The organism is Curtobacterium sp. MCLR17_045 (assembly GCF_003234405.1).
In the GTDB taxonomy this organism is placed as follows: Bacteria; Actinomycetota; Actinomycetes; order Actinomycetales; family Microbacteriaceae; genus Curtobacterium; species Curtobacterium flaccumfaciens.
Window position 1 is genome coordinate 33267 of the sequence record NZ_QKTB01000023.1, and the last position, 24736, is coordinate 58002.

The following is a 24736-nucleotide window of genomic DNA, read 5'->3' on the forward strand; positions in this document are numbered from 1 at the left end:
CCTCCCGCACGCGGCACCGTCACTCGTGCCGGTGCTCCGACGCCGGGTCCACCGCAGGCCACACCGGGAACGGGTCCGGCCAGCCGCGCCACACGTCCGGCCCGGCGAGCAGCTCCGACGGCGTGAGCAGCGCGCCGTCGAGCGCCCGCTCGATCGCCCGGACGTCGAGCTGCTCGCCGACGAACCACAGCGCCTGCCCGATCGGGGCGTCGGCGTCCCATGACGGGTTCGCGGTGGGGTCGAGCGCGAGCATCGACCCGAAACTCGACCACGAGCCGACGTGGTCCGGCCGGGACGCCAGGCGGAAGAACCCCCGCGACCGCAGCACGCGGCCGTTCACGCCGGCGGACAGGTCCTCGGCGATGACGGAAGACAGTCGTCCGGGGTGGAAGGGCAGCGGCTCCCGGTAGCGCATCGAGACCAGGGCGTCGCGGGCCTCGCGCCCGGTGTCCGCACCGCTCGACAGCGCCCGCATCCAGCCGGCGCCGGTGGCGAGCACCCGCGCGGCTCCACCGTTCGAGGCCGGCAGGTCGGCGGCGCTCCGGATCGCGGGCAGGGCGACGATCACGGCCTGGGGTGCCATCCGGTGCAGCAGTGACACGAGCGCCCGACGCCGACGGCCCGACAGCGGTTCGATGCGGTCGAGGGCGATCACCGTCGCGTACTCGACGAGTGCGGCCATCCGGTCCGCGGCCACGAACGCGTCGTCGACGTCCGACCACAGCAGGTGCGCGACGTCGTCGGCCCGCAGCACCCCGACGACGTGCCGCAGCACCCGGTCGTCGCCGGTCTCGGACCGTGCCGCGTTGGCGAGCAGCATGCCGACCGCTCGGGCATCGGCTCCCGGGTGCAGGGTGACGACGAGCCCGTGGCCCGCGTCGGGTCCGCAGACCCGGTCGAGCTGGTCGGCCCGGTCGGCCACGGCGCGGGCAGTGGCGAAGGCACTCCCGGCGACGTGCATCCGGTGTCCGTCCGAGATCCGGGCGGCGACGCGGTCGGCGTCGACCTGGTGCAGGGCGGTGACGAGGGTGATGGCAGCAGCACGCATGTCCGCTACTGTAACTGAAAACCGTTATCAACAAGGAGGCTCGTCGTGAAGGTCCGCAACTCCCTCAAGGCCCTGAAGAAGATCCCCGGCTCGCAGGTGGTCCGACGCCGGGGTCGCGTCTACGTCATCAACAAGAAGAACCCCCGCTGGAACACCCGGCAGGGCTGACGTCAGCGGCGGTCCGTAGGGTGGCGGCATGCGACTGCTGCTCATCCGCCACGGCCAGACCCCCGCGAACGTGCACGGCATCCTCGATGCCGTGGTGCCCGGACCGGGGCTGACCGAGCTCGGGCAGCAGCAGGCCGACGCCCTGCCCGCAGCGCTCGCCGACCGGGGGATCGAGCGACTGTTCGTGTCGTCGATGGTCCGCACGCAGATCACCGCGGCGCCCCTGGCGACCTCGCTCGGCCTCGAGCCCGTGGTACTGCCGGGCCTGCGTGAGATCGAGGCGGGCGACACCCAGGGCAAGAGCGACAAGGTGTCCGTGCAGACCTACATCTCCACCGTGCACGGCTGGTCCGGCGGCGACCGGACGACCCGGATGCCCGGTGCCGAAAGCGGCACCGAGTTCTTCGAGCGCTACGACGACGCCGTCCGGCAGATCGAGGCCACCGGGGTCGCGGTCGCCGCTGCCGTCAGTCACGGTGCCGCGATCCGCACGTGGGCGAGCGCAGCTGCGCAGAACACCCCGGACCACTTCGGCACGAAGCGTCACCTGGAGAACACCGGCATCGTCGAGCTCGAGGGCTCGTTCGCGGACGGCTGGCGCCTGGTCGACTGGGAAGGCGAACCGGTCGGCGGCGACCAGCTCATCGACCGCACGGCGCTCGACCCCACCGGCGAGCGTTTCTGACGCGACCAGCGGACAGACAGGAGGCGCGGTGCCAGCTGGCACCGCGCCTCCCGTCTGTGGTCGGTCGCGTCGACTACGCGAGCTGGGACGCCGACGCCGACGCGGACGTCAGCGGCACGATCACGCCGTGCGACTCACGCAGCACGTCGAGCGTGCGCTGGACCTCGTCCGCGCGCTCCTCGGTCGTCCAGCCGAGCGCACCGGCGAGCACGTCGGCCAGCTCGTCGAGCAGGTCGATCGTGACCCCGCCGACGAACGCCAGGTTCGTGCGGCGCAGGACGACGTCGACCAGGTGGACGGCCTGCTCGTGGCGGGCGAAGTACGCGACCTCGGCGCGGGTGAGCGACGGGTCGGACTCGAGCGGCTCGACCGGGCCGTCGGTCAGGACGTCCACGACCTCGGCGGCACGGGTGCCGTAGCGCTCGAGCAGCCCCTCGACCAGGGACTCGTCCAGGCCGTCGCGGTGCGACTTGATCCACAGGGCGCGCTGGGCGTCCGTGGTCGGGAACTCCTTGCCACCGCCGATCGGCATGCCCGTGGTGTCGACCTTGCGGCTCATGCCGAGCTTGGTCGTCGCCTCGGTGGACAGGTGTGCAGCGAGGGCACGGAAGGTCGTCCACTTGCCACCGACGAGCGACAGCACGGTCGACTTCGGCAGCCCGGCGATCTGGGTGTCCACGATCCGGTAGTCACGGGACACGAAGCCGGGGGCGGTGTCCTCGTGGCGGGGGAGCGGACGGATGCCGGAGTAGCTGTAGACGATGTGGTCGCGGGTGACGTCGATCTGCGGGAACACGTGCTTGACGAGCCCGAAGAAGTAGTCGATCTCCTCGTCGGTCGTCGTGACCGGCTTCGCGGGGTCGGCGTCGATGTCGGTCGTGCCGATGAGGACCCGGCCCTTGAGCGGGTAGATGAGGACGATGCGGCCGTCGTCGTTCTCGAAGAACAGCTCGCGGCCCTTGGTGGCCTCGAGCAGCTCGTCGTTGTGGACGACGATGTGCGAGCCCTTCGTGCCGCCCATGAACTTCGTCTCGCCGCCGAACGCCTCGTTCGTCAGGTCGGTCCAGGGGCCGGAGGCGTTGATCACGACGTCGGCCGTGAAGACGAACTCGTCGCCGGTCTCGCGGTCACGCAGCAGGACGCCGCCGTCGCGGGTGCCGGCTGCCTCGACGTAGTTGACGGCGCGTGCCTTGTCGGCTCCGGCGGCCAGGCCGTCCTTCAGGACGTCGAGGGCCAGGCGCTCGGGCTCGTGCACGCTCGCGTCGTAGTAGGTGCCCGTGTACTTCAGGTCCTTGTTGAGGGCGGGCATGTCCTCGAGCGCGGCCTTCTTGGTGCGGAAGACGTGCTTCGGGACGGAGCCGCCGTCACGCGAGAAGGAGTCGTAGATCGTCATGCCGATCTTGATGAGCATCGCGCCGCGCTCCTTGGTGGAGCGCTGCTTGTGCGTCAGCATGCGCAGCGGGGCGTTCATGATGCCGGAGAACGTCGAGAAGATCGGCATGGTCGTCTGCAGCGGCTTGACGTAGTGCGGGGCGATGCGGATCAGGCCGTTGCGCTCCTGCACGCTCTCGCGCACCAGGCGGAACTCGCCGTTCTCCAGGTAGCGGATGCCGCCGTGGATCATGTGGCTCGAGGCCGCGGAGGCGCCGGAGGCGTAGTCGCCACGCTCGACCAGGGCGACGTCGACGCCCTGGAGCGCCAGGTCGCGGAACGTCGCGATGCCGTTGATGCCGCCGCCGACGACGAGGACCTGCGCGTTCGGGCGCTCGGTGAGGGCGGTCACCGTGTTCCGGGGCTGTGTCTTCTTCGACATGGTTCGTCGCTTCCTTCGTCTGTTCGTGGGGTCAGGATCGATCGTGCGCTCGTTCGACAGGGCGGGCAACTTGCGTGCACGAACGTGCAGCACACGTGTCGTCCAGGCCCGACACGGCGGTCAGGAGGCGCGGCAGGGGTTGCAGAGGCCCTGCACGTCCGTGCATGGTTGCGTTCGACAGATCGGAGCACCATGAGCGATGCGGCTCAGCCCATGCGCACGCAGCAGGCGCTGCGCGCCGCCCACCTGTACTACCTGCAGGACCTGACGATGGACGCGATCGCCGACGAACTCGGCACCTCGCGCTCGTCGGTGTCGCGGCTGCTGAAGTACGCGAGGGACACGGGGCTCGTCGACATCCAGATCCGCTCGCCCCTGGACCAGGCCGCTGCGCTGAGCCGGAGCATCCGCTCCCGCTTCGGGGTGCACGCGCACGTCGTCCCGGTGCCGGACCACACGAGCGACGTCGACCGGCTCGAGCGGGTGGCCCTGTCCGCCGCCCGGATCCTGACGCAGTACGTCGAGTCGAACATGGTGATCGGGATCTCGTGGGGCTCGACAGTGAGCGCGGTCAGCCGCTACCTGGTGCCGAAGACCACCCACGGCTCGACGATCGTGCAGATCAACGGCGCCGCGAACACCCGCACCACCGGCATCGTCTACGCGTCCGAGATCCTGCGCCGGTTCGGCGAGGCCTACGGGGCGTTCGTGCAGCAGTTCCCGGTGCCGGCGTTCTTCGACGACCCCGCGACGAAGGAGGCCCTGTTCCGGGAGCGCTCGATCCGCCGCGTGCTCGACCTGCACGAGCGGATGGACCTCGTCGTGTTCGGTGTCGGTGCCCCGCAGGCCCCGGTGCCCTCGCACGTGTACTCCGGCGGGTACCTCGACCCCGAGGACCGCGACGAGCTCACGCAGGCGGGGGTCGTCGGGGACGTCTCGACGGTGTTCTACCGGGCCGACGGCTCATGGAAGGACATCGGGGTGAACGCCCGGGCCGGCGCTCCGGACCTCGACACGATCAAGCGCGCGCCGCGGCGGGTCTGCGTCGTCGCCGGGCGGTCGAAGGCGGCGTCGCTGCGCGGTGCGCTGGCTGCCGGGCTCATCACGGACCTGATCCTGGACGAGAGCGTGGGGCAGGCGATCCTGCAGCCCTGAGTCAGGACCTGACGCAGTTTGTCGGTGGTCCGTCGTAGGTTCTCGACCATGGTGCTTTCTCTCGAACAGCCCGGTCAGCGGTACTTCCGGCGGATGGTCGGCAGCGACGTCGACCAGGCGCTCGCGTTCTTCACGGGCGACTACGACTTCCGTGCACCACTGGTCCGTCGCACCCACGAGAACGCCCACTGGGACTTCGCCGGCGTCGGTGACGAGCGGATGTCCCTGCGCTCGTCACGGTTCATGGTCGACCTGCGGAGCGAGAGCCAGGTCGACGACGAGTTCCTGGTCGCCTGGATGCGGAGCGGCTCGAGCCGGATCACCACGGGCGGCGAGACGTACGAGCTCGAGGCCGGGGTGCCGGTCGTGCTGCCCTTCGCCGAGCCGTACGCGCTGCACCACCGCGACATCGCCCTGAACCTGGTGCACCTGGACCGCGACTTCGTCCGTGCCGTGGCCGGTGACGACGACTTCGCCTTCGAGCCGATGCGCCGCCCGACCGCCGACGGCATCGCGCTGTGGCGGTCGGTGGTGCGGAAGTACTCGGCCACGTGGCTCGACGTCGACCGGTCGATGAGCCCGATGGTCCAGCACGACATCGCCGAGGCCTTCGCGACCGCGGCGATCCGGGCGTTCCCGCAGCGCAACAAGTGGCGTGCGACGGTGTCCGGCAGCGGTCCGGAGCACGACCGCCTGCGCCGGGCGCTCGAGTTCGTGCACGAGCACGCGCGCGAAGCGATCGGTACCCCGGACATCGCCGCGGCGGCGGGGCTCAGCCCGCGCGGGCTGCAGCAGTCCCTCCGTCGGCACCTCGACCAGACGCCGGGGGAACTCCTGCGCGGCGTGCGACTCGACGGCGCCCGGACCGACCTGGTCGGCAGCGGCCTCGACGAGACGACGGTGGCCGAGATCGCGCGGACGTGGGGCTTCGGGCACCTCGGACGCTTCTCGGCGACCTACCGCAGCCGTTTCGGAGAGCTGCCGAGCGAGTCGCTGCGCGGGCACTGACCGACTGCTGCTGCGGACCGTTCCGCCGAATCTGATGACACGGATCGCGCTGCCGCTGTCCGGATGTTCGGCTGAGCGCTGCTGTGGGCGAATCCGGTGCTCAATGGACGGGACGAACGCACCGCCCACGAAGGAGTCAGCATGCGCATCGGCGTCCCCACCGAGATCAAGAACAACGAGTACCGCGTCGCCGCCACTCCGGCCGGCGTCGCCGAGCTCGGGTCACACGGCCACCAGGTGCTGGTGCAGGCCGGTGCCGGGTCCGGTTCGGCCTTCACCGACGACGAGTACCGCACCGCCGGGGCCACGATCGTCGACACCGCGGCCGAGGTGTGGGAGCGCGCCGAGCTGATCCTCAAGGTGAAGGAGCCGGTCGCGTCGGAGTACCCGATGATCCGGCCGGGCCAGGTGCTCTTCACCTACCTGCACCTCGCCGCCGACCGACCGCTGACCGACGCGCTCATCGATTCGGGCGCGACGGCGATCGCCTACGAGACCGTGCAGCTGCCGGACCGCTCGCTGCCCCTGCTGTCGCCGATGTCCGAGGTCGCCGGGCGACTGTCCGCCCAGGTCGGCGCGTTCCACCTGATGCGCACGAACGGTGGGCGCGGGCTGCTGCTCGGCGGGGTCCCCGGCACGCCGAAGGGCCGCGTGGTCGTCATCGGCGGCGGCGTCGCGGGGGAGCACGCCGCCACGATGGCGCTCGGGATGGGCGCCGACGTCACGGTGTTCGACATCAGCCTGCCGCGGCTCCGGGCCCTGGACGCCCGGTTCGACGGCCGCGTCACGACCCTGCGCTCGTCGGCGCACGCCATCGCCGAGGCCCTGCGCGACGCCGACCTGGTGATCGGCTCCGTGCTCATCCCCGGGGCGTCCGCGCCGAAGCTCGTCACCGACGCGATGGTCGCCGACATGCGGCCGGGCTCGGTGCTGGTCGACATCGCGATCGACCAGGGCGGCTGCTTCGAGGGCTCCCACCCGACCACCCACGACGACCCCACCTTCGCCGTGCACGACACCGTCTACTACTGCGTGGCGAACATGCCCGGCGCCGTCCCGCGCACGAGCACGATCTCGCTGACGAACGCCACGCTGCCGTACGCCGTCGCGATCGCCGACCGTGGCTGGGAAGCCGCGCTCGAGGCCGACCCCGCACTCGCTGCCGGCCTGAACGTGCACGACGGCCGGGTCACGAACGCCGCGGTCGCCGCCGCGCACGGCCTGGTCGCGTCCGCGCGCTGATTCTTCGCGCTGAGGCCGGGGGCGTCGGGCTGTCCGGCCGCCCACTTCGCGAAAGCGACAGTTCCCCGCCGATCATCGGCGGGGAACTGTCGCTTTCGCGGCCCGGACGGGTGCGAGGCCGCGGGAGCTGTCGCTTTCGCGGGCCTGACGCGCAGGTAGCCGCGCGTCAGGCCGCCACCGGGGCCGCCGCCCGACCGGCACGGCCGCTGACCCAGCCGGCGCGGGCACGCACCACCACGGTCACGACGACCACGGCCGCCGCAGCCACCACGGCCGCGATCGCCGTCGGCACCGAGACGAGCGGCCCCTCGAACCGGGCCACGGCGACCCACGCCAGACCCCACGCGACCGAGGCCATGGGTGCCAGGCGTCCCCGGCCCCACAGCGCGATGAGGACCCCGACGAGCCCGGCCACCGCGGCGACGACCACGCCCCACGGGTCCTGCCCGAGTCCGAAGCCCCGGAAGCCCGCCGCCGTCAGTACCGCAGCGGTGTTCGCGGCCGTCGCGACGCAGACCCACCCGAGGTACAGCCCGAACGTGCCGTCGGTGAGGATCGCCTCGACGACCCCGCGGGACGGGGTCCGGCGCAGGATCGTGAACGTCCAGATCAGCACGACGAGCAGGGCGACGATGATCGGCTCGCTCGCCCACAGGAACCCGAACTGCACCGACAGGATCCACGCGGCGTTGAGCAGCAGGGAGAGCACCGCCGGCACCACCAGCCGCTCGTGCCGCTCGTCGTTCGCGGTGCGGAAGAGCTGCAGGACCGCGTAGCCGATGAGCCCGGCGTAGACGACACTCCAGATCGAGAAGGCCGGGCCGTCCGGGGCGATCGCGGTGGAGGACGCCGACAGGGCGCCACCGGCGGCGTCCTGGATGGGCGTGCCACCGGCAGCGCCCGACCCCACGTACGCGCCGATGACGGCGACGACCGCGCTCACGGCCACCGCGATGCGCTTCCAGATCCTCTTCATGACAGTCCCTTTCGTCAGCATGCTGATGACCTGCACCGTAGGCGGCCGGTGGCGGCGGTCGTGCAGCGCACGTTCAGGCAGGACGCGGGGCGTGTGGCGGTGCCGCCACGGGCCTCCAGGCCGGAGACCGGCCACCCTGCGTACGGTGGGCGCGTGAGCGTCGAACTGAACACCGTCTACATCGACCGGATCGCACCGATCGCGAGTCCGTCCCTCGACGACACCTTCCGGATGCTCGACGAGCAGGGCGCCAGCGCGTGCATCGTCCTGCACCAGCCCGACGCCGAGGAACTCGGTGACGTCGCGGTCGCCCTCGGCCTGCACGAACTCGCCGTCGAGGACTCCGCCGAGGGGCACCAGCGACCGAAGCTCGAGCGCTACGGCTCGACGCTGTTCGTGGTGCTCAAGCCCGCGCTGTACAACGACCAGCAGGAAGAGGTGGCGTTCGGCGAGGTGCACGCCTTCGTCGGTGAGACCTTCTTCCTCGCCGTCGTGAAGGCCGACCCCCGCGGCAAGCAGACCGTTCCCAAGGCGCTGCAGCGGTTGAGCGGCAAGCCGGGGCTGGTGACCGTCGGCCCGCAGGCGCAGCTCTGGGCGCTCATGGACTCCATCGTCGACGGGTACGTGCCGGTGATCGACGGACTCGAAGAGGACATCAACCAGATCGAGGACCAGCTGTTCTCGGGCGAGGCCGGGGTGTCCCGGCGCGTGTACGAGCTGTTCGGCGAGGTCGTCGACTTCCAGCGTGCCGCGCGTCCACTCGTCTACATGATCGAGAACCTGCACCGCGGCGCCGAGAAGTACCACCTGCCGATCGAGATGCAGCGGCGGTTCCGCGACGTCCTCGACCACGCGATCCGGGTGGTGGAACGCCTCGACACGTTCCGGCAGCTGTTGCAGAACGCCCTGACCGTCGACTCGACCCTGGCGGCGCAGAAGCAGAACGACGACACGAAGAAGATCTCCGGCTGGGCGGCGATCCTGTTCGCGCCGACGCTCATCGCCGCGATCTACGGGATGAACTTCACGCACATGCCCGAGCTCGGTTGGACGTGGGGGTACCCGCTGTCGATCGTCGCGATGGTCCTGTTCGCCGCGATCCTGTACGTGGTGTTCAAGATCAAGCGCTGGTTCTGAGCCGCAACCGGAGCCGCGCCGCAGCCTGGGCGGCGCCGCAACCGGAGCCGCGCCGCAGCAGGATTTGCAGCGGACGGCCCCGGACCGGAAAGCTCTGACGTGCAACGACGCCGACTGGAGCCCGCATGCCGCACGAACTCGTCCACCTGACCGCCGGTGGCGTCTCGCTCGTCCTGGACTGCCGCGACGACGCGCTCCCCGCCGTCGTCCACTGGGGAGCGGCACTCGGACCGCTCGACACCGACGCACTGACGGCCCTCGCCGACGCCGACGTCACCCCGGTGTCCCCGAACGAGATGGACGACCCGGTCCGCCTGTCGGTGCTGCCCGAGCCACACCGGGGCTGGAGCGGTCGTCCGGGGCTCGCCGGGCACCGTGACGGCGCCGACTGGTCGCCGGCGTTCACCGTGACGTCGCTCGCGGTCACCGACTCCGCGGTCACCGCCGACGCCGAGGACACCACCGCCGGGCTCACCGTCCGGGTCACCATCGAGATGCTCGGCTCCGGGCTCGTGCGGGCCCGCGCGGGCGTGACGAACACCGCCGACGGCCTCTACACCGTCGACGACCTGACGCTCGCGATGCCGATCCCGTCCGGGGCCCGCGAGATCCTGGACTTCGCCGGCCGCTGGGGCAAGGAGCGGACCCCGCAGCGCCGCGAACTCGTCGTGGGGACCCACCAGCGCGAGGGACGGAAGGGCCGTACCGGCACCGACGCAGCGACCGTGCTGACGGTGGGGGAGCCGGGCTTCGGCTTCGCACACGGTCAGGTCTGGGGCGTCCACACCGCCTGGAGCGGCAACCACCGGCACCACGCCGAACGGCTCGCCACCGGCCGCCAGGTCATCGGCGGCGGCGAACTCCTGCTGCCCGGCGAGGTCCGGCTCGGCACCGGCGCCACGTACGAGGGGCCGTGGGTGTACTTCGCCCACGGGGACGGCCTCGACGACCAGGCCCGACGGTTCCACCGCTGGCTCCGCAGCCGCCCGCAGCACCCGACGACGCCCCGCCCGATGACGATCAACGTGTGGGAGGCCGTGTACTTCGACCACGACCTGGCCCGCCTCGTCGACCTCGCCGAGCGTGCTGCGGCCCTCGGCGTCGAACGCTACGTGCTCGACGACGGCTGGTTCCGTGGCCGCCGCGACGACCACGCCGGCCTCGGTGACTGGTACGTCGACGAGGACGTCTGGCCGGACGGCCTCGGACCGCTGGTCGACCGCGTCCGTGCGCTCGGCATGGAGTTCGGCCTGTGGTTCGAACCCGAGATGGTGAACGAGGACAGCGACCTGGCGCGTGCCCACCCGGAGTGGATCCTGCAGGCCGACGGTCGGCTGCCCGCGCGTTCCCGCGACCAGCAGGTGCTCAACCTGGCGATCCCCGAGGCCTTCGACCACGTCCTCGAGCGGATGACCGCGATCATCGGCGAGTACGCGGTCGACGCCGTGAAGTGGGACCACAACCGCGACCTCGTCGAGGCGGGGTTCCCGGGCGGTGGCGCAGCGGTCCACGAGCAGACCCTCGCCGCGTACCGGTTGATGGCGACGCTCGGCGAGCGCTTCCCGTCGCTGGAGATCGAGTCGTGCTCGTCGGGTGGCGGTCGGGTCGACCTGGGCGTCATCGAGCACACCGCGCGAGTGTGGGTGTCCGACGACATCGACCCGCTCGAGCGCCAGCAGATGCACCGGTGGACGCAGCAGCTCCTGCCGCCGGAGCTGCTCGGGTCGCACATCGCGAGCGGCCGGAACCACACGACCGGTCGCGTCCACGACCTCGCCTTCCGTGCCGGCACCGCCCTGGTCGGGCACCTCGGCATCGAGTGGGACCTGGCCGGCGCGACCGCCGACGAGTCCGCCGCACTGACCGAGTGGATCGCGCTGTACCGGGAGCTCCGCCCGCTCCTGCACGACGGCGACCTGGTGCGCTCCGACGAGGTCGACGATGCACGGCTCGTGTACGGCACGGTCGCGCCGGACCGGCAGCGGGCCGTCTTCTTCCTCGCCAGCATCGGCCGCTCCGAGGTCTCCGGCACCGGCCGGGTCACCTTCCGCGACCTCGACCCCGACACCGTGTACCGCGTCGACCCGGTGATCATCGGCGACGGTCACGACCTGGTGCGACCGGACTGGTGGTCCGGCCCGCGGGTGTTCAGCGGCCGGGTGCTCGGCACCGTCGGCCTGCAGCCGCCGCTCATGCCGGCCGACTGCGTGGTGCCGTTCCGGGTGACGGCCGTCTGACGGCGGGTGGTCGGGGCGCCCGCCCTGGAGGCCCGTCCCGCGTCGGGCGGGCCCGTCGCGGTCCGTCATCGGGTGCGTCCAGCCCGTTAGGCTTCCGGTCATGCCGCACTCCGGACACGCGACCCCGGTCTGGGCCCTCAAGCTCGCCGTCGTCACCGCCCTGGTGGGCGTCTCCGGCGGCATCGCCGGCATCGCGGTCTGGCTCGCGCTCCAGCTCATCCAGTTCGTCGCCTTCGGGTACGGGTTCGGCGGGCACCTCGAGGCCGCCGACGCATCGTCGGGTCTGAACCGGTTCCTCGCGCTCACGGCGGCCGGGGTCCTGACCGGGTTCGCCTGGTGGGCGCTCCGTCGGTGGGGGCGCTCGATCGTCTCGGTCACCGCGGCCGTCGACGGCAAGCGGATGCCGGCCCTGGCGACGCTCGCGAACGCCGGCATCCAGATCCTGGCCGTGGGGCTCGGCGCGTCCATCGGCAAGGAGGTGGCGCCGCGCGAGGTCGGGGCCTGGCTCGCCCAGCTCGTCACCCGTCGTGCGGGGCTGACCGCACGCGAGACGAAGATCCTCGTCGCCTGCGGTGCTGCGGCCGGCCTCGCCGCCGTGTACGACGTACCCCTCGGTGGCGCGCTGTTCGCGGTCGAGGTCCTGCTCGGGGAGATCAGCTTCGCGACCGCCCTGCCCGCCTTCGCCACGAGTGCGGTCGCCGCCATCACCGCCCGGCTCGTGATCCCGGACGAGGTGCTGTACCACGTGCCCGCGATGCACCTGTCGCCGTCGCTGCTCGTCTGGGCGATCGTCGTGGGACCCGTGCTGGGGCTCGCCGGGGTCGGGTTCGTCAAGCTGACCAACCGGCTGCAGGGCATCGCGCCGAAGGGCTGGCACCTGCTCGTCGTGCTGCCGGTGGTCTTCGCGATGGTCGGGCTCATCGCGATCCCGTTCCCGGAGATCCTCGGCAACGGGCGGGCGCTCGGCCTCGTCGCGATGAACACCACGCTCGACGACGCCTCGTTCGCCGGCCTCTCACCGATCGTCCTGCTGCTGTTGCTCGGTGTCCTGCGGACCGTGACCACCTCGGCGACCATCGGAGCGGGTGCGGTCGGTGGCACGCTGACCCCCTCGATCGCGATCGGTTCCGCGATCGGCGGTGGCCTGGGCGGTGCGTGGCTGCTGCTGTGGCCGGCCGACGGCCCGAGCCTGGCGGCCTTCGCCTTCGTCGGTGCGGCGGCCTTCCTCGCCACCACCATGCGGGCGCCGTTCACCGCCCTGGTGCTCGTCGTCGAGTTCACCCAGCAGGGCACCGACATCCTCGTGCCCTCGTTGCTCGCGGTGTCCGGCGCGGTCGCCGTCGGGTACGTGCTCGCGCGCCGTCGCAGCGCCCAGATGGTGTGAAGACCCCGAGCGTTCCGGTACGGACGACTACCCGGCGGCCTACTGTCGGCGCCAGGACGGAGCGACGGGCTCCGCACCGAGACGAGGAGCAGCCGATGGCGGGGTTCGACGACATCACGAAGAAGGCCCAGGAGTTCCTGAAGGACGGCAAGGTCCAGGACGCCCTGCAGAGCGAGAAGGCCGAGGGCGTCAGCGACAAGGTGCTCGGCGGTGTGGCCGACGCGGTCAAGAAGGCCACGGGCGGCAAGTACGACGACAAGATCGACGGTGCCCGCGACGCAGCGGACAAGAAGATCGGCAACGAGTAGCGAACGACGTGCGACGGCCCAGGACCCGGCGTGGTCCTGGGCCGTCGCCGTGCCGACTGGACGTGGTCGGGAACAACGGACACCATGGACGGGTTGCTCCGGACAGCAGCACCAGGAGGACGAGACGTGACAGTCGTGGCGCCGAACCAGCCGCTCACCGAGACCGAGGTCGAGGCGATCAAGCGGGACTTCCCGATCCTCGCGCAGGACGTGAACGGGCAGCCGTTGGCGTACCTGGACTCCGGGGCGACGGCTGAACGCCCGCGCCAGGTCCTCGACGCCGAGCGCCGGTTCCTCGAACACGACAACGCCGCCGTCCACCGCGGGGCCCACACGCTCGCGGCGCTCAGCACCGACGCCTACGAGGACGCCCGCGCCACCGTCGCCGGCTTCATCGGTGCCGCCGCCCCGACCGAGGTCGTCTGGACCGCGAACGCCACCGACGCCCTCAACCTCGTCGCCTACGGCATGGCCAACGCCAGCCGTGGCCGCGGCGGTGCCGACGCGGAGCGCTTCCGCCTGGGCACCGGTGACGAGATCCTCGTCACCGAGGCCGAACACCACGCCAACCTCGTCCCGTGGCAGGAGCTCGCCGCACTGACCGGAGCGACCCTCCGATGGATCCCGGTCGCCGACGACGGCACCTGGACCGCCGACGACGCCGCGGCGCTGATCACCGACCGCACGAAGGTCGTCGCGTTCTCGCACGTCTCGAACGTCACCGGGATGATCGCCCCCGTCGAGCAGGTCGTCGGCCTCGCCCACGCCCGCGGCGCCCTCGTGGTGCTCGACGCCTGCCAGTCCGCACCGCACCGTCCCCTCGACGTGCAGCAGCTCGGAGTCGACTTCGCCGCGTTCTCCGGGCACAAGATGCTCGGCCCGAACGGCATCGGCGTGCTCTGGGGCCGTGCGGAGTTGCTCGACGCCCTGCCGCCGTTCCGCACCGGTGGCTCGATGATCACCACCGTGACGATGGAGGGCTCCGAGTTCATGCCGGCGCCCGAGCGGTTCGAGGCCGGCACGCAGCCCGTGTCCCAGGCGGTCGCCCTCGCCGAGGCCGTCCGCTACCTGCAGGGCATCGGCATGGAACGCGTCCGCGCCCACGAGGAGCACCTCGCCCGCCGGATGCTCGACGGCCTCGCCGCCGTACCCGGCATCCGCCTGGTCGGTCCGCCCGCCGGTGTCCCGCGCTCCGGCCTGGTGTCCTTCGACGTCGACGGCGTGCACGCCCACGACGTCTCGCAGTACCTCGACGCGCAGGGCATCGCCGTGCGCTCCGGCCACCACTGCGCGCAGCCGCTGCACCGCCGCCTCGGCCTCGTCGCGACGAGCCGTGCCAGCACGTACGTGTACACGACCGAGCACGACGTCGACCGGTTCCTCGCAGCCGTCGCCGAGGTCCGCGACTACTTCGGAGCCACCGCGTGAACGCCCTCGACAGCCTGTACCAGCAGGTCATCCTCGACCACGCGAAGGCACGGCACGGCGACGGTGCGATGCCCGAAGCGGATGCCTCGCACTTCGAGCGGAACCCCACGTGCGGCGACGAGATCACGGTCAGCCTGCGGCTCGAACCCGGCACCGACCGCATCGCCGGGCTCGCCTGGCAGGGTGACGGCTGCTCGATCTCGATGGCGTCGGCATCGGTCCTCACCGACATGGCCGTCGGCCGCACCGTGCCCGAGTTCCTCGCACTGACCGAGGAGTTCCGCACCATGATGCGCTCGCGCGGTGTCGGTGAGCCCGACGAGGACGTCCTCGAGGACCTCGTCGCCTTCCACGGCGTCTCGAAGTTCGTCATGCGCGTCAAGTGCGGCATGCTCGCCTGGGTCGCGGCGGAAGCCGCCGCGCGCGAGGCGACCGCGGCCCGATGAGCCGACTGCGGCCATGCAAGGGGAGCGATGACCATCGAGACGGAGCGACCGGGCGCAGGCCGGGCGGACGCGATCGTGCGGGCCTACCTGACGGAGGTCGCGTCGCGGTGGTACGGGCGGGCGGCGACGACGGCCGAGGTCGACCGGGCGCTCGACGAGGAGCCGTACGACGACCTGCAGGGGGACTGCGGGGTGTTCGTCGTCGCGAGTGACGGGGAAGCCGCTGTCGCCTGCGCCGGCGTGCGCTTCGTCGGTGTCGTCGGCGAGCTGACGAAGGTGTTCACGCTGCCGGAGCACCGCGGTCGAGGCGTCGGTTCGGCGCTCCTGCGCCACGTCGAGGACGTCTGCCGGGGACGCGGGATCACGTCCCTGCGGCTGGACACCCGCGCTGAGCTCGCCGAGGCCTGTGCGCTCTACGAGCGGCTCGGCTTCGTCCGGGTGGCGCCGTTCAACGACGATCCGTACTCCGACCGCTGGTACGCGAAGTCGCTCACTGCGGGGTAACGATCAGGCGATGGCGCCGATCTCGCGGAGTGCGTCGCCGACGGTGATGCGCTCGCCGCGTTCCTGCGCCCGTGCCCAGCGGGACTTCGCGAGCGCGACGGCGTCGTCGTCGAGACCGAGGAGCTCGTAGAGGCCGTCCAGCTCTCGGGGAACGAGGTCGGCGAGCGGCACGGGGAACTTCCGTTCGGGGCTCGCGTAGCTCTGCTGGGCGAGCTGTTCGAGCATCTCCGGGTCGGTCTCTCGCTGTTCCATGAGCAGGACGACGGTTCGTGACCTCGTCCCCATGAGGAAGGCGGACCGCACGTTCTCGTCGGGATCGGTCGCCAGGGTGATCTCGACGGCGATGGGGAGGTCCTCTTCGCACGCGAGCTCCCAGCGCTGCGAGGTGTCCCCGTGGATCGCCGTGAGCATGTCCGGGTGGACGCCGAGGCCGCGCTCGCCGCGTTCCGGTCGCAGCGACGTCGGGCGGGGGTCGTCCCCGACGCGGGCGGTGGGGAAGCCGACGCCCGTGTACACGGTGTGGGCGATCGGCAGGAACTGGAGTGCCTCGTGCAGTGCGGTCGCAGCGTCCTGCACCGCCGGAGCGGTCACGTCACCGTCGGCGGCCGCGATGGCGGTGGCGTAGTCGGAGAGTGCGGTGTGCTGCTGCTCGATGGCCCGGGCGAACATCTCCTTGCCCCTGGCGGTGTCGCCGAGGAGCCGCGGGTCCAGGTGCAGCGTGACGGCGCTCGGGTCCTGCAGGTGTCCCCGTGGTGTGCCACCGCCCGACATCATGATCTCGAACGTCTCGTCTTGCTCGTGGGCATCGGTCACGTCGCTGACGCTACCGGCTCAGGGGAGCGTGACGACGAGCTTCCGGGCGGAGACGCCGGCGCGGAGTTCGGCGAGGGCGTCCGGGATCGCGGCGAGTCCCGATCCGACGACGGATGCGGTCGGCGTCGCTCGGTACCGACCGGTGCGGAGCGCTTCGGGCAGGAAATCGCGGTAGACCGCGGGGCCGACCTCGGACTCCGTCGGGCGGCCGCCCCAGATCGCGGTGACGTGGACCCCGTGTCGGCGCTCGAGCCGCGCGCGGATCGTCGTCACCGGTGTCGGGTACGCCGACGCGAGTCGACCTGAGCCGGTGGCTGCCCGGACGATCGGGAGCGTGCGGGTCAGCGAGCCCTGGCCGAAGGCGAGGGTGCCGGCGAGCTCCCGGTCGGCGAGTGCCTCGAGGATGCGGCGTGCGGCACCGCCGTCGCGGTAGTCGAACACGGCCTCGGCCCCGAGGTCCTGCACGAACCCGTGGTTCTTCGGCGATGCGGTGCCGATCACGGCGTAGCCGGCGGCCCGGGCGAGCTGGACGGCGTTGGCGCCGACGCTCGTGGACGCGCCCCACACCAGGACGACCCCGGGGCGCTCGGACGTGTCGGCCATCGGGAGCGACAGCGCGAGCTGGTCCGGCTCGAAGAGCCCTGCCGCGGCGGTCGAGACGGCGAGTGGCAGGACCGCTGCCTGCTCGGCGGGCAGGGCATCCGGAACCGGGGTCGTCACACGGTCGAGCAGCAGGACCAGGTGCTGGAAGGCGCCTTCGGCAGCACTGTTCCGGTGCTGTTCCTGCCCCGCGGCGTGCCCGACGACCCGGTCGCCCACGCGGAAGCGCTCGACGTCCGGGCCGATCGCGACGACCGTGCCGGCGACGTCCGACCCGAGGACCGCGGGGAACCGCAGCTTCGGGAACACCAGGTGCCGGAAGAGCCCGCCGACGGCGTCGACCGGGTTGACGGCGACCGCCTCGGCGCGGACGACGAGTTCGCCGGGGCCGGGCTGGGGGACCGGTGCGGGCCCGACGGCGAACCGCCCGGTCGACGTGGTCCAGAGTGCTGCGTTGCCGGATGGCGACATGGTGTCCCGATCTCTTGCTCGAAGTGAGTCATGACACGACGTGCCATCGCCCAGTCAACCATGACACGACGTGTCATCACCACTACTGTGGACACATGCGTTGGTCTCCGGATGCCCGAGGGCGACTCGAGCGTGCGGCGTTCGAGCTCTTCGCCGAGCAGGGCTACCAGGCGACGACCGTGCCGCAGATCACCGCACGGGCCGGCCTGACGACCCGCACCTTCTTCCGGTACTTCGCCGACAAGCGCGAGGTGATCTTCGCCGGTGACGAGATCCCCGACCTCGCCCGGGCTGCCATCCAGGGTGCACCGGCCGGGATCGACCCGCTCGACATCGTCGTGCACGGCCTCCGCACCGTCGCCGACGAGCGGTTCGAGGGGCGGCACGGCGAGGTCGGCTCGGTGCGGCGGCTGGTGCTGTCCGAGTCCTCGCTCCGGGAGCGCGACGCCCGGAAGCGTGCCGACCTGACGGACGCGGTGCGCGGGGCCTTCGTCCACCGCGGGCTCGATCCGTCCGAGGCAGCGGTCATCGCCGAGACGACCGTGATGCTGTTCCACCTGGCCCTCGAGGCCTGGCTCACCGGACCGGCCGAGCGCCGGATGGCCGACGTGGTCGACGAGCAGCTCAGTGCACTCCGTGCGGTGCTCGATCGGCGGCCCGCAGCGTCATGAACACGTCGACGCCGTCGTCGGTGTCGAGCACGAAGCCGTGTCGTTCGTAGAGTCGGCGAGCCGGGCTGCCCACCAGCACGTTGAGCCGCGTCGGGCCGTCGTGGGGCTCGTCGAGGACGGCGCGCAGCACGGTCGACCCGACTCCACGGCCCTGGACGTCGGGCGCGAGGTAGAAGTGCTCGACCCAGCGGACGTCGTCCTCGACCCGCACGGTGATCGACCCGACGTCGCGGTCGTCGACCACGACGATGCGGGTCAGCTCCGGCTGGAACGCGTCGCGGAGGCGCTGTCGGACGCGCGTCTCGTCGAACACCCCGAGGCGTGTCAGGTCGTCGCGCAGCACCACGGCCCGGAGCTCGACGAGCCACTCGAGGTCCTCGGTGGTGCTGTCCCGCAGTGCGACGTCCATCCGCTCAGCCTACGAACCTCGCGAGCGCTCAGCCCTGACGCCGCAGCGACGTCACCATGCTCCGCAGGATCCGACGGGCCTCGGTCTGCTGGTCCGCGGTCAGATCGGCGAGCATCCGCTGCTCGACCCCGCGGATCTCCGCACTCGCCTGCGCCAGGCTCCGCCGCCCGCTGTCGGTCAGCTGCGTGGGGAGTGCCTTGCCGACCGACGGTTCGGTGGCACGGGTGACGAAGCCGTCGCGCTCCAGGGTCTGCAGCAGCACGTTCATCGACTGCCGGGTCACGAACGTGCCACGCGCGAGTTCGGAGTTCGACAGTCCGGGGCGCTGTGCGAGCAGTTCGAGGCAGGAGTAGTGCGTCACCGTCATGCCGAGCGGGCGCAGCACGGCCTCCATCGACGCGCGGAGGGCGCTCGCAGTCTCCTTGAGCAGGTAGCCGATCGACGTCTCGAGGTGGATGCCGGTGTCGTCTTGACGCATGTCAGTAGTCTGACATAGCTTGTCCTGTGTCAGAAGACTGACACGAACCCGAGGAGCACTCCATGCCCGTCACCGGCCCCGACTTCATCTCCCTGCAGACCCGCGACCTCGATGCCTCGCAGGCGTTCTACGAGCGCTACCTCGGCCTCGTCCGCTCGCAGGCCGGTCCGCCGCACGCCGTCGTGTTCGAGACCACGCCGATCGCCTTCGCCCTGCGCGACCTGGTGCCCGGCACGGACCTCGACGCGGTGGCGCAGCCCGGCGTCGGCGCCGCGGTCTGGCTGCACGCAACGGACGTGCAGGCGATCCACGACGCGCTGGTCGCCGACGGCCACCGCATCGTCTCGGCGCCGATCGACGGTCCCTTCGGTCGGACGTTCACGTTCGCCGACCCCGACGGCTACCACGTCACGCTCCACGACCGCGCCTGAGCCCTGGAGCCGGCCACGCGCCCGGCGCGGGCGACGTGACGGACGCGGGGCGGGCCTCCAGGCCGGTGCCGGAGCCGACCGTCACGCTTCGTCACGATCCGTGACGGTCGCAGGTGTCCGACGTAGCGTCTCGACCCGTGACCACCAGCAGCGAGCACCGGCAGATCCGCTTCAACGCGTTCGACATGAACTGCGTCGCGCACCAGTCCTCCGGACTGTGGCGGCACCCCCGCGACCGATCGCGGGACTACCGCGACCTGATCTACTGGACGGACCTGGCGAAGATGCTCGAGCGCGGGGCGTTCGACGGCATCTTCATCGCCGACGTCCTGGGCACCTACGACGTGTACGGCGGGTCGAACGAGGCTGCGCTCCGCACCGGGTCGCAGGTGCCGGTGAACGACCCGATCCTGCTCGTGTCGGCGATGGCATCGGTGACCGAGCACCTGGGCTTCGGCATCACGGCCGGCACCGCGTACGAGCACCCGTACCCGTTCGCCCGACGCATGTCGACGCTCGACCACCTGACCAAGGGCCGGGTCGGCTGGAACGTCGTCACCGGGTACCTGCCGAGTGCCGCGCGGAACATGGGCCAGAGCGACCAGCTGTCGCACGACGACCGGTACGACGTGGCGGACGAGTACCTCGAGGTCCTCTACAAGCTGTGGGAGGGCTCGTGGGAGGACGACGCCGTCGTCGCCGACCGCGAAGCCGGGGTCTTCACGGACCCGGCGAAGGTGCACCCGATCGAGCACCACGGCACGCACTTCGACGTGCCCGGCATCCACCTGTCCGAACCGTCCGTGCAGCGCACGCCCGTCATCTACCAGGCGGGTGCGTCACCGCGCGGCATCCGCTTCGCCGCGGAGAACGCGGAAGCGGTCTTCGTGGGCGCACCGACCGTCGAGCAGCTCGCGTCGACCGTCGCGAAGGTCCGGGACGCCCTGGAGGCAGCTGGTCGCGACCGGTACGCCGCCCGCGTCTACACGCTGCTCACCGTGATCACGGACGCCACCGACGAGCTGGCCCAGGCGAAGTACGAGGACTACCTGTCGTACGCGTCGGAGCTCGGCGCGCTGGTGCTCAACTCCGGCTGGATGGGCGTCGACCTGTCGCAGTGGGACCCGGACCAGCCCCTCGGTGACGTCGAGTCGAACGCGATCCAGTCGGCGGCGGCGAACATCGCGGCAGCGACGGGGGAGGACGGGTCGAAGTGGACGATCCGTGACCTGGCGCGGCAGACGGCGATCGGCGGGCTCGGCCCGGTGGCGGTCGGCGGGGGAGCGACGATCGCCGACCGGCTGCAGGAGATCCAGGAGCTGACCGACGTCGACGGCTTCAACCTGGCGTACGCGGTGACCCCGGGCACGTGGGAGGACGTCATCGAGTTCGTGATCCCGGAGCTCCGTGCCCGTGGGGCCTACCCGGAGGAGTACGAGCCGGGGTCGCTCCGCCAGAAGCTGCACGGCCGCGGGGACCGGCTGCCCGACGAGCACCGTGGGGCGTCGTTCAGGATCGGGAGCCGGGCGGTCGTAGGCTGATCGGATGATCGAGTCGTCCGTGGTCGTGCGTCCTGCGACCCCGGACGAGACCGACACCTGCATCGACCTGTGGGCCGCTGCCGTGGCTGCCCGTGACGGTGCCGCCGAGGACCCGGCGGTGCGGGAGCGCGCGCGGCAGAAGTTCGCGGCGGAGCCCGTCGCCTGGTTGGTGGCCCCCGGCCCCGACGGTGCGGTCGACGGCTTCGTGCTCGTGACGGCACCGGGCACCGGGCGCTCGACGGACCCGGCCGACGCCGCCTACCTGTCGTTGCTCGCGGTGCGCCCCGGGGTGCAGGCCCGCGGGGTCGGACGGTCGCTGCTGTCCGAGGCGGTGCACGACGCCCGGGCTGCCGGACACCCCCGCGTGGTGCTGCACGTGCTCGGCGACAACGACCGGGCGGTGCGGCTGTACGAGGCGGGCGGCTTCGTGGCGACGGGCGACGAGTTCGCGCACGCGCTGAGCGGGGTCACCACCCGCGTGTACGTCGCGGGCTGACGCTGGCTACGCGTCCTGAGCGCGCACCGGCGTCCACGTCGGGTAGGTCGCCGAGCGCCCGTCGCCGGACGACGTGCGGGTGATCCGGCGCTGGACCCACGGCAGGACGTACTCGCGGTAGTAGCGGAGTTCCTCGCCCAGACGGGTCCGGGCGGCACCGGGGTCCGCGGGCTCGACCGGCGCGGGGCCGTCCAGGACCGCGTGCAGCGCAAGGTCCGCGACGCGCTGGTGCCCGGTGGCGTTCATGTGCAGCCGGTCGTCCGACCAGAACTCCGCACGGCGCAGGTGCGGGTCGCGGGAGACGTCGACGAACGGCAGACCGCGGCGTCGGGCGAGGGTGCCGAGCGCCTCGGCCCAGGCGTCACCGCGGCGGTTGATCACGGATCCGAGGGGCAGGCGGGCGCTCGGGTCGGCCGGGCTCAGGAGTGCCAGGCGCGCGCCGGTGGCCTCGACCCGGTCGGCGGCGGCCTCGACCTGCCCGATCAGCGCATCCACCTCGAAGCGCGGGCGCAGCAGGTCGTTGCCGCCGGCGCAGAAGGTGATCAGGGTCGGCGCCGGGTCGAGCGCGAGGGCGGCCTCGAGTTGACCGTCGAGGACCCCGGCGAGCAGTCGGCCGCGCACCGCGAGGTTCGCGTACGAGACGTGGGCGTCCGAGGCTCCCGCCATCGCGCTCGCGAGTCGTCCGGTCCAGCCGGGGAACGGAGCGGGTCCGGCGTCGCCGATGCCCTCCGAGAAGCTGTCGCCGATCGCGACGTAGCGGATGGTGTCGTGCATGCGCCCATCATCGTGCACATGCCTGTGCAAGTTCCCGGCACGACCCTTGTACCGGGAACCCGCATCAGCGAACCCTCACAGCACCGACTTCGGCACCCGGTGCAGGGTGACCGCACCGACGGCGGCGAAGGGGTGCAACGGGTCCGGGGCGGTGGAGCCGGTCGGCCCGCCGAGCTTCGAGTCACCGACCGCGCTGAGCACCGCGTAGGCGTCCTCGGGGGTCCAGCCGTGCTCGTCGACGAGGAACGCGAAGGCGTCCTCGTACCCGCGCCGGACGCTCTCCTGCACGGGGTCGCCGAGGCCGACGAACAGCCAGTCGTCGGCGGTCTCGATGCGGGGTGCGCGGAGCACCGGACCGCCCTTGACCAGGTCGACGGAGACGATCGCGGTGCCCTGGGCCTCGATGGCGACGAACGACGACTCGCCCTCGGCCATGAGCGCGTGGATGTCGCCGATCGACAGCAGCGCACCGGGGACCCGGACGGGCAGGGACACGGTCGAGCCGGGGCGGGCCTCGGTGACGTCCATGTTGCCGCCCTCGGGGTAGGCCGGCATGATCGTCGAGTTCTCGCCCTCGGCCGGGGCCGTGCCGATGCACCCGATCATCGGCCGGACGGGGAACCGGTGCCGGTCGGACACCTGCACCATGTCGTCCGAGATCGGGCAGCGGCGGGCGAAGACGCGGTCGCCCATCACGTGCTGCAGGGCCCCGGAGCCGGGCAGGGACACCGACCAACCGTGCGTGGTCAGCTCGATGGCGTGGATGGTCACCACGAGGGTGTCGCCGGGTTCCGCCCCCTCGACGAACACCGGGCCGGTCACCGGGTTGATGGGTGCCTGCAGCTGCGCCATGTCGTGGTGCTGGTCGAGTTCGGCGTAGACGGCGTCGGTGGTCTCGAAGCCGATGGTCTCGCCGGTGCCGGGGCGGACCCGCAGCACGGGCTCCCGGTCGGCCGAGAACCCGGGGCGGCCGAGGGTGTTCGGCAGGAAGTGGTCCGGGGTCATCGTGCGTCCTCCGTCGTCGGTTCTGCTTCGGAGCCGACCTCGGTGGAACGGCCGGTGCGTCGGTAGTACAGGAACACGGCCGCGCCGACGATCAGCCAGATGATCCCGCCGACCTTCGCCTCGACCGCGGCGTTGAGCAGGACGTACCCGATGATCAGGAACCCGACCAGCGGCACGACCAGGTGCAGCAGCCAGTTGCGCGACTTGCCCTTCACGACGTGGTGCACGAAGACGGACACGTGCAGGAGCATGAAGCCGAACAGGGCGCCAAAGTTCACGAGCGACGAGATCGTGTCGATCTGCCCGACGAAGAACAGCACCAGGATCGCGGAGAGCACCGAGACGACGATGATCGCGTTCTGCGGCACCTGGCGCCCGTTGAGCTTGTGCAGGAACGCGGGCAGCTGACGGTCGCGGCTCATCGAGAAGAGCAGGCGGCTCGTCGCGGCCTGCGCGGCCATGGCGTTCGCGATGCCGACGGCGAGCACGTTGACGGCGAAGAACGCGGTGGCCCACCCGCTCGACGAGGCCTGCTCGACGATGGTGAAGAAGGCGTTGCCGGCCTCGCTGTCCGAGAACGAGTCCCGCCCCGCGGCCAGGGCGGATGCGAGCCAGGTCTGCAGGATGAACAGGAACGCCACGATGACGAGCGCCAGGATCATCGCCGTGCCGGCTCCGCCACGACGGCCGGTGGACTCCTCGGACAGCGTCGAGATGCCGTCGAAGCCCAGGAAGCTCAGCACCGCGATCGACAGGGCCGAGGCGATGAGCGGCGCCGACACCTTGGCCGGGTCCCAGATCTGCTCGGTGCCGAAGGACGCGTCGGGGATCGTGCCACCGGTCAGCGCGACGATCGCGATGACGACGAAGATCGCGACGAAGACGAGCTCGATGAGCAGGAAGATGCGGTTCGCGAGCTTGAGCGAGGACACCCCGGCCAGGTTGATGACGGTGTTGATCGCGACGAACACGAGTGCCCACAGCCAGCGGGGCGTGCCCGGGAAGATGCCGACCATGCTCTCCGCGGCGAACACGTAGAGCAGCGTCGGGACGAGCAGGTAGTCGAGCAGGATCGCCCAGCCGGCGAAGAACCCGGCGGTGGGGTGGATGCCGCGGCCGACGTACGAGAACACGCTGCCGGCGAGGGGGATCGACCTCGCCATCTGCGCGTAGGCCAGGGCGGTGAAGATCATCGCGACGAGGCCGACGAGGTACACCAGCGGCACCATGCCGCTGGAGGCGTTGTAGACGGTCCCGAAGATCGCCCAGGGGGCGATCGGGACCATGAAGACCAGGCCGTAGATGAGCAGGTCGGTGGTGGAGACGGAGCGCTTGAGCTCCTGCTTGTAGCCGTAGGCCTCGAGCTGCTGCTGTGCGGAGAGCTCGCTGTGCTGCTGCGACATGTCCGTTCCGTGTCAGCCGCGGCGCGAGTCGGCAGCCCCCGAGCACCCGGTCGGGGCCCTGACGGGAGCCGTACAGTGGAGCGCATGAGGTTCTACGAGACGCGG

26 protein-coding genes are annotated in these 24736 nt (G+C 71.4%); 16 read left to right on the forward strand and 10 right to left on the reverse strand.

Translation table 11 applies throughout. From position 1 onward, the window contains the following. Window positions 1-19: 19 nt before the first annotated feature. Window positions 20-1048 (reverse strand): GTP-binding protein, encoded by a 1029-nt coding sequence (locus tag DEJ05_RS13585; RefSeq protein ID WP_111093281.1) that lies wholly within the window; start codon window positions 1046-1048, stop codon window positions 20-22. 45 nt (window positions 1049-1093) lie between these two features. Between DEJ05_RS13585 and ykgO the strand changes: the two genes are divergently transcribed. Both ykgO and DEJ05_RS13595 read left to right on the forward strand, forming a co-directional pair. Continuing rightward, on the forward strand, window positions 1094-1216 hold the full coding sequence (gene ykgO, locus DEJ05_RS13590; protein WP_017888460.1) for a type B 50S ribosomal protein L36: 123 nt from the start codon (window positions 1094-1096) through the stop codon (window positions 1214-1216). A 28-nt stretch (window positions 1217-1244) separates the two neighbouring features. Beyond that, window positions 1245-1901: a histidine phosphatase family protein gene (locus DEJ05_RS13595; RefSeq protein ID WP_111022141.1), complete on the forward strand. Its 657-nt coding sequence runs from the start codon at window positions 1245-1247 to the stop codon at window positions 1899-1901. A 73-nt stretch (window positions 1902-1974) separates the two neighbouring features. Here the strand turns inward: DEJ05_RS13595 and DEJ05_RS13600 are convergent, their stop codons facing one another. Next, window positions 1975-3714, reverse strand: coding sequence for a glycerol-3-phosphate dehydrogenase/oxidase (locus tag DEJ05_RS13600; protein ID WP_111110669.1), 1740 nt, complete (start codon window positions 3712-3714; stop codon window positions 1975-1977). 192 nt (window positions 3715-3906) lie between these two features. On the opposite strand from DEJ05_RS13600, the gene DEJ05_RS13605 reads away from it, so the two are divergent. The 3 genes from DEJ05_RS13605 (at window position 3907) to ald (ending at window position 7119) form a co-directional block, all read left to right on the forward strand. Further along, window positions 3907-4869 carry a sugar-binding transcriptional regulator gene (locus DEJ05_RS13605; RefSeq protein ID WP_027466231.1) on the forward strand — a complete coding sequence of 321 codons (963 nt, stop codon included), beginning with the start codon at window positions 3907-3909 and terminating at the stop codon, window positions 4867-4869. A gap of 48 nt (window positions 4870-4917) precedes the next feature. Further along, on the forward strand, window positions 4918-5877 hold the full coding sequence (locus DEJ05_RS13610) for an AraC family transcriptional regulator (RefSeq protein WP_111029977.1): 960 nt from the start codon (window positions 4918-4920) through the stop codon (window positions 5875-5877). A 141-nt stretch (window positions 5878-6018) separates the two neighbouring features. Further along, on the forward strand, window positions 6019-7119 hold the full coding sequence (gene ald, locus DEJ05_RS13615) for an alanine dehydrogenase (RefSeq protein ID WP_071405051.1): 1101 nt from the start codon (window positions 6019-6021) through the stop codon (window positions 7117-7119). Between the two features lie 166 nt (window positions 7120-7285). Here ald and DEJ05_RS13620 read toward each other — a convergent pair whose 3' ends face one another. Further along, entirely contained in the window at window positions 7286-8095 is an 810-nt protein-coding gene (locus DEJ05_RS13620; RefSeq protein WP_111110670.1) for a tryptophan-rich sensory protein, read from the reverse strand. 153 nt (window positions 8096-8248) lie between these two features. Between DEJ05_RS13620 and DEJ05_RS13625 the strand changes: the two genes are divergently transcribed. The 7 genes from DEJ05_RS13625 (at window position 8249) to DEJ05_RS13655 (ending at window position 15539) form a co-directional block, all read left to right on the forward strand. Beyond that, complete coding sequence (locus tag DEJ05_RS13625; RefSeq protein WP_111110671.1) at window positions 8249-9232, forward strand: magnesium and cobalt transport protein CorA; 984 nt, start codon at window positions 8249-8251, stop codon at window positions 9230-9232. 125 nt (window positions 9233-9357) lie between these two features. Then, entirely contained in the window at window positions 9358-11469 is a 2112-nt protein-coding gene (locus DEJ05_RS13630; protein WP_111110672.1) for an alpha-galactosidase, read from the forward strand. 100 nt (window positions 11470-11569) lie between these two features. Further along, window positions 11570-12853, forward strand: coding sequence for a chloride channel protein (locus tag DEJ05_RS13635; protein ID WP_071405054.1), 1284 nt, complete (start codon window positions 11570-11572; stop codon window positions 12851-12853). Window positions 12854-12948: 95 nt separating this feature from the next. Further along, window positions 12949-13161, forward strand: coding sequence for an Rv0909 family putative TA system antitoxin (locus tag DEJ05_RS13640; RefSeq protein WP_071247674.1), 213 nt, complete (start codon window positions 12949-12951; stop codon window positions 13159-13161). A 135-nt stretch (window positions 13162-13296) separates the two neighbouring features. Continuing rightward, complete coding sequence (locus tag DEJ05_RS13645; RefSeq protein ID WP_111110673.1) at window positions 13297-14589, forward strand: aminotransferase class V-fold PLP-dependent enzyme; 1293 nt, start codon at window positions 13297-13299, stop codon at window positions 14587-14589. Further along, a complete protein-coding gene (gene sufU, locus DEJ05_RS13650; RefSeq protein WP_111110674.1) occupies window positions 14586-15035 on the forward strand; it encodes a Fe-S cluster assembly sulfur transfer protein SufU in 450 nt (149 codons plus the stop codon). Before DEJ05_RS13645 ends, sufU begins: the two co-directional genes overlap by 4 nt. 27 nt (window positions 15036-15062) lie before the next feature. Then, complete coding sequence (locus tag DEJ05_RS13655; protein ID WP_111110675.1) at window positions 15063-15539, forward strand: GNAT family N-acetyltransferase; 477 nt, start codon at window positions 15063-15065, stop codon at window positions 15537-15539. Between the two features lie 3 nt (window positions 15540-15542). Here the strand turns inward: DEJ05_RS13655 and DEJ05_RS13660 are convergent, their stop codons facing one another. Then, complete coding sequence (locus DEJ05_RS13660; protein WP_111110676.1) at window positions 15543-16352, reverse strand: hypothetical protein; 810 nt, start codon at window positions 16350-16352, stop codon at window positions 15543-15545. An 18-nt stretch (window positions 16353-16370) separates the two neighbouring features. Beyond that, on the reverse strand, window positions 16371-17423 hold the full coding sequence (locus DEJ05_RS13665) for a zinc-binding alcohol dehydrogenase family protein (protein WP_111110677.1): 1053 nt from the start codon (window positions 17421-17423) through the stop codon (window positions 16371-16373). 95 nt (window positions 17424-17518) lie between these two features. On the opposite strand from DEJ05_RS13665, the gene DEJ05_RS13670 reads away from it, so the two are divergent. Continuing rightward, complete coding sequence (locus DEJ05_RS13670) at window positions 17519-18094, forward strand: TetR family transcriptional regulator (protein WP_111110678.1); 576 nt, start codon at window positions 17519-17521, stop codon at window positions 18092-18094. On the opposite strand, the gene DEJ05_RS13675 is transcribed toward DEJ05_RS13670, so the two are convergent. Together DEJ05_RS13675 and DEJ05_RS13680 are read right to left on the reverse strand one after the other, a co-directional pair. After that, entirely contained in the window at window positions 18048-18503 is a 456-nt protein-coding gene (locus tag DEJ05_RS13675) for a GNAT family N-acetyltransferase (protein ID WP_111110679.1), read from the reverse strand. The two genes, DEJ05_RS13670 and DEJ05_RS13675, sit on opposite strands and share 47 nt — an antisense overlap. Window positions 18504-18531: 28 nt before the next feature. Beyond that, window positions 18532-18981: a MarR family winged helix-turn-helix transcriptional regulator gene (locus tag DEJ05_RS13680; RefSeq protein WP_111110680.1), complete on the reverse strand. Its 450-nt coding sequence runs from the start codon at window positions 18979-18981 to the stop codon at window positions 18532-18534. A 62-nt stretch (window positions 18982-19043) separates the two neighbouring features. On the opposite strand from DEJ05_RS13680, the gene DEJ05_RS13685 reads away from it, so the two are divergent. The 3 genes from DEJ05_RS13685 (at window position 19044) to DEJ05_RS13695 (ending at window position 21449) form a co-directional block, all read left to right on the forward strand. Further along, window positions 19044-19412: a VOC family protein gene (locus DEJ05_RS13685; RefSeq protein WP_111032077.1), complete on the forward strand. Its 369-nt coding sequence runs from the start codon at window positions 19044-19046 to the stop codon at window positions 19410-19412. Between the two features lie 137 nt (window positions 19413-19549). Continuing rightward, the gene (locus DEJ05_RS13690) at window positions 19550-20953 is read left to right on the forward strand and encodes an LLM class flavin-dependent oxidoreductase (RefSeq protein ID WP_220037030.1); all 1404 of its coding nucleotides are present in this window, start codon (window positions 19550-19552) and stop codon (window positions 20951-20953) included. A 4-nt stretch (window positions 20954-20957) separates the two neighbouring features. Then, on the forward strand, window positions 20958-21449 hold the full coding sequence (locus DEJ05_RS13695; protein ID WP_111110681.1) for a GNAT family N-acetyltransferase: 492 nt from the start codon (window positions 20958-20960) through the stop codon (window positions 21447-21449). A 6-nt stretch (window positions 21450-21455) separates the two neighbouring features. Here DEJ05_RS13695 and DEJ05_RS13700 read toward each other — a convergent pair whose 3' ends face one another. The 3 genes from DEJ05_RS13700 to DEJ05_RS13710 form a co-directional block, all read right to left on the reverse strand. Beyond that, window positions 21456-22223: an SGNH/GDSL hydrolase family protein gene (locus DEJ05_RS13700; protein WP_258376160.1), complete on the reverse strand. Its 768-nt coding sequence runs from the start codon at window positions 22221-22223 to the stop codon at window positions 21456-21458. Between the two features lie 75 nt (window positions 22224-22298). Further along, window positions 22299-23228 (reverse strand): acetamidase/formamidase family protein, encoded by a 930-nt coding sequence (locus tag DEJ05_RS13705; protein WP_111032076.1) that lies wholly within the window; start codon window positions 23226-23228, stop codon window positions 22299-22301. Then, the gene (locus DEJ05_RS13710) at window positions 23225-24631 is read right to left on the reverse strand and encodes an APC family permease (protein ID WP_111110682.1); all 1407 of its coding nucleotides are present in this window, start codon (window positions 24629-24631) and stop codon (window positions 23225-23227) included. The genes DEJ05_RS13705 and DEJ05_RS13710 overlap by 4 nt, the downstream gene beginning before the upstream one ends. Between the last annotated feature and the right edge of the window lie 105 nt (window positions 24632-24736).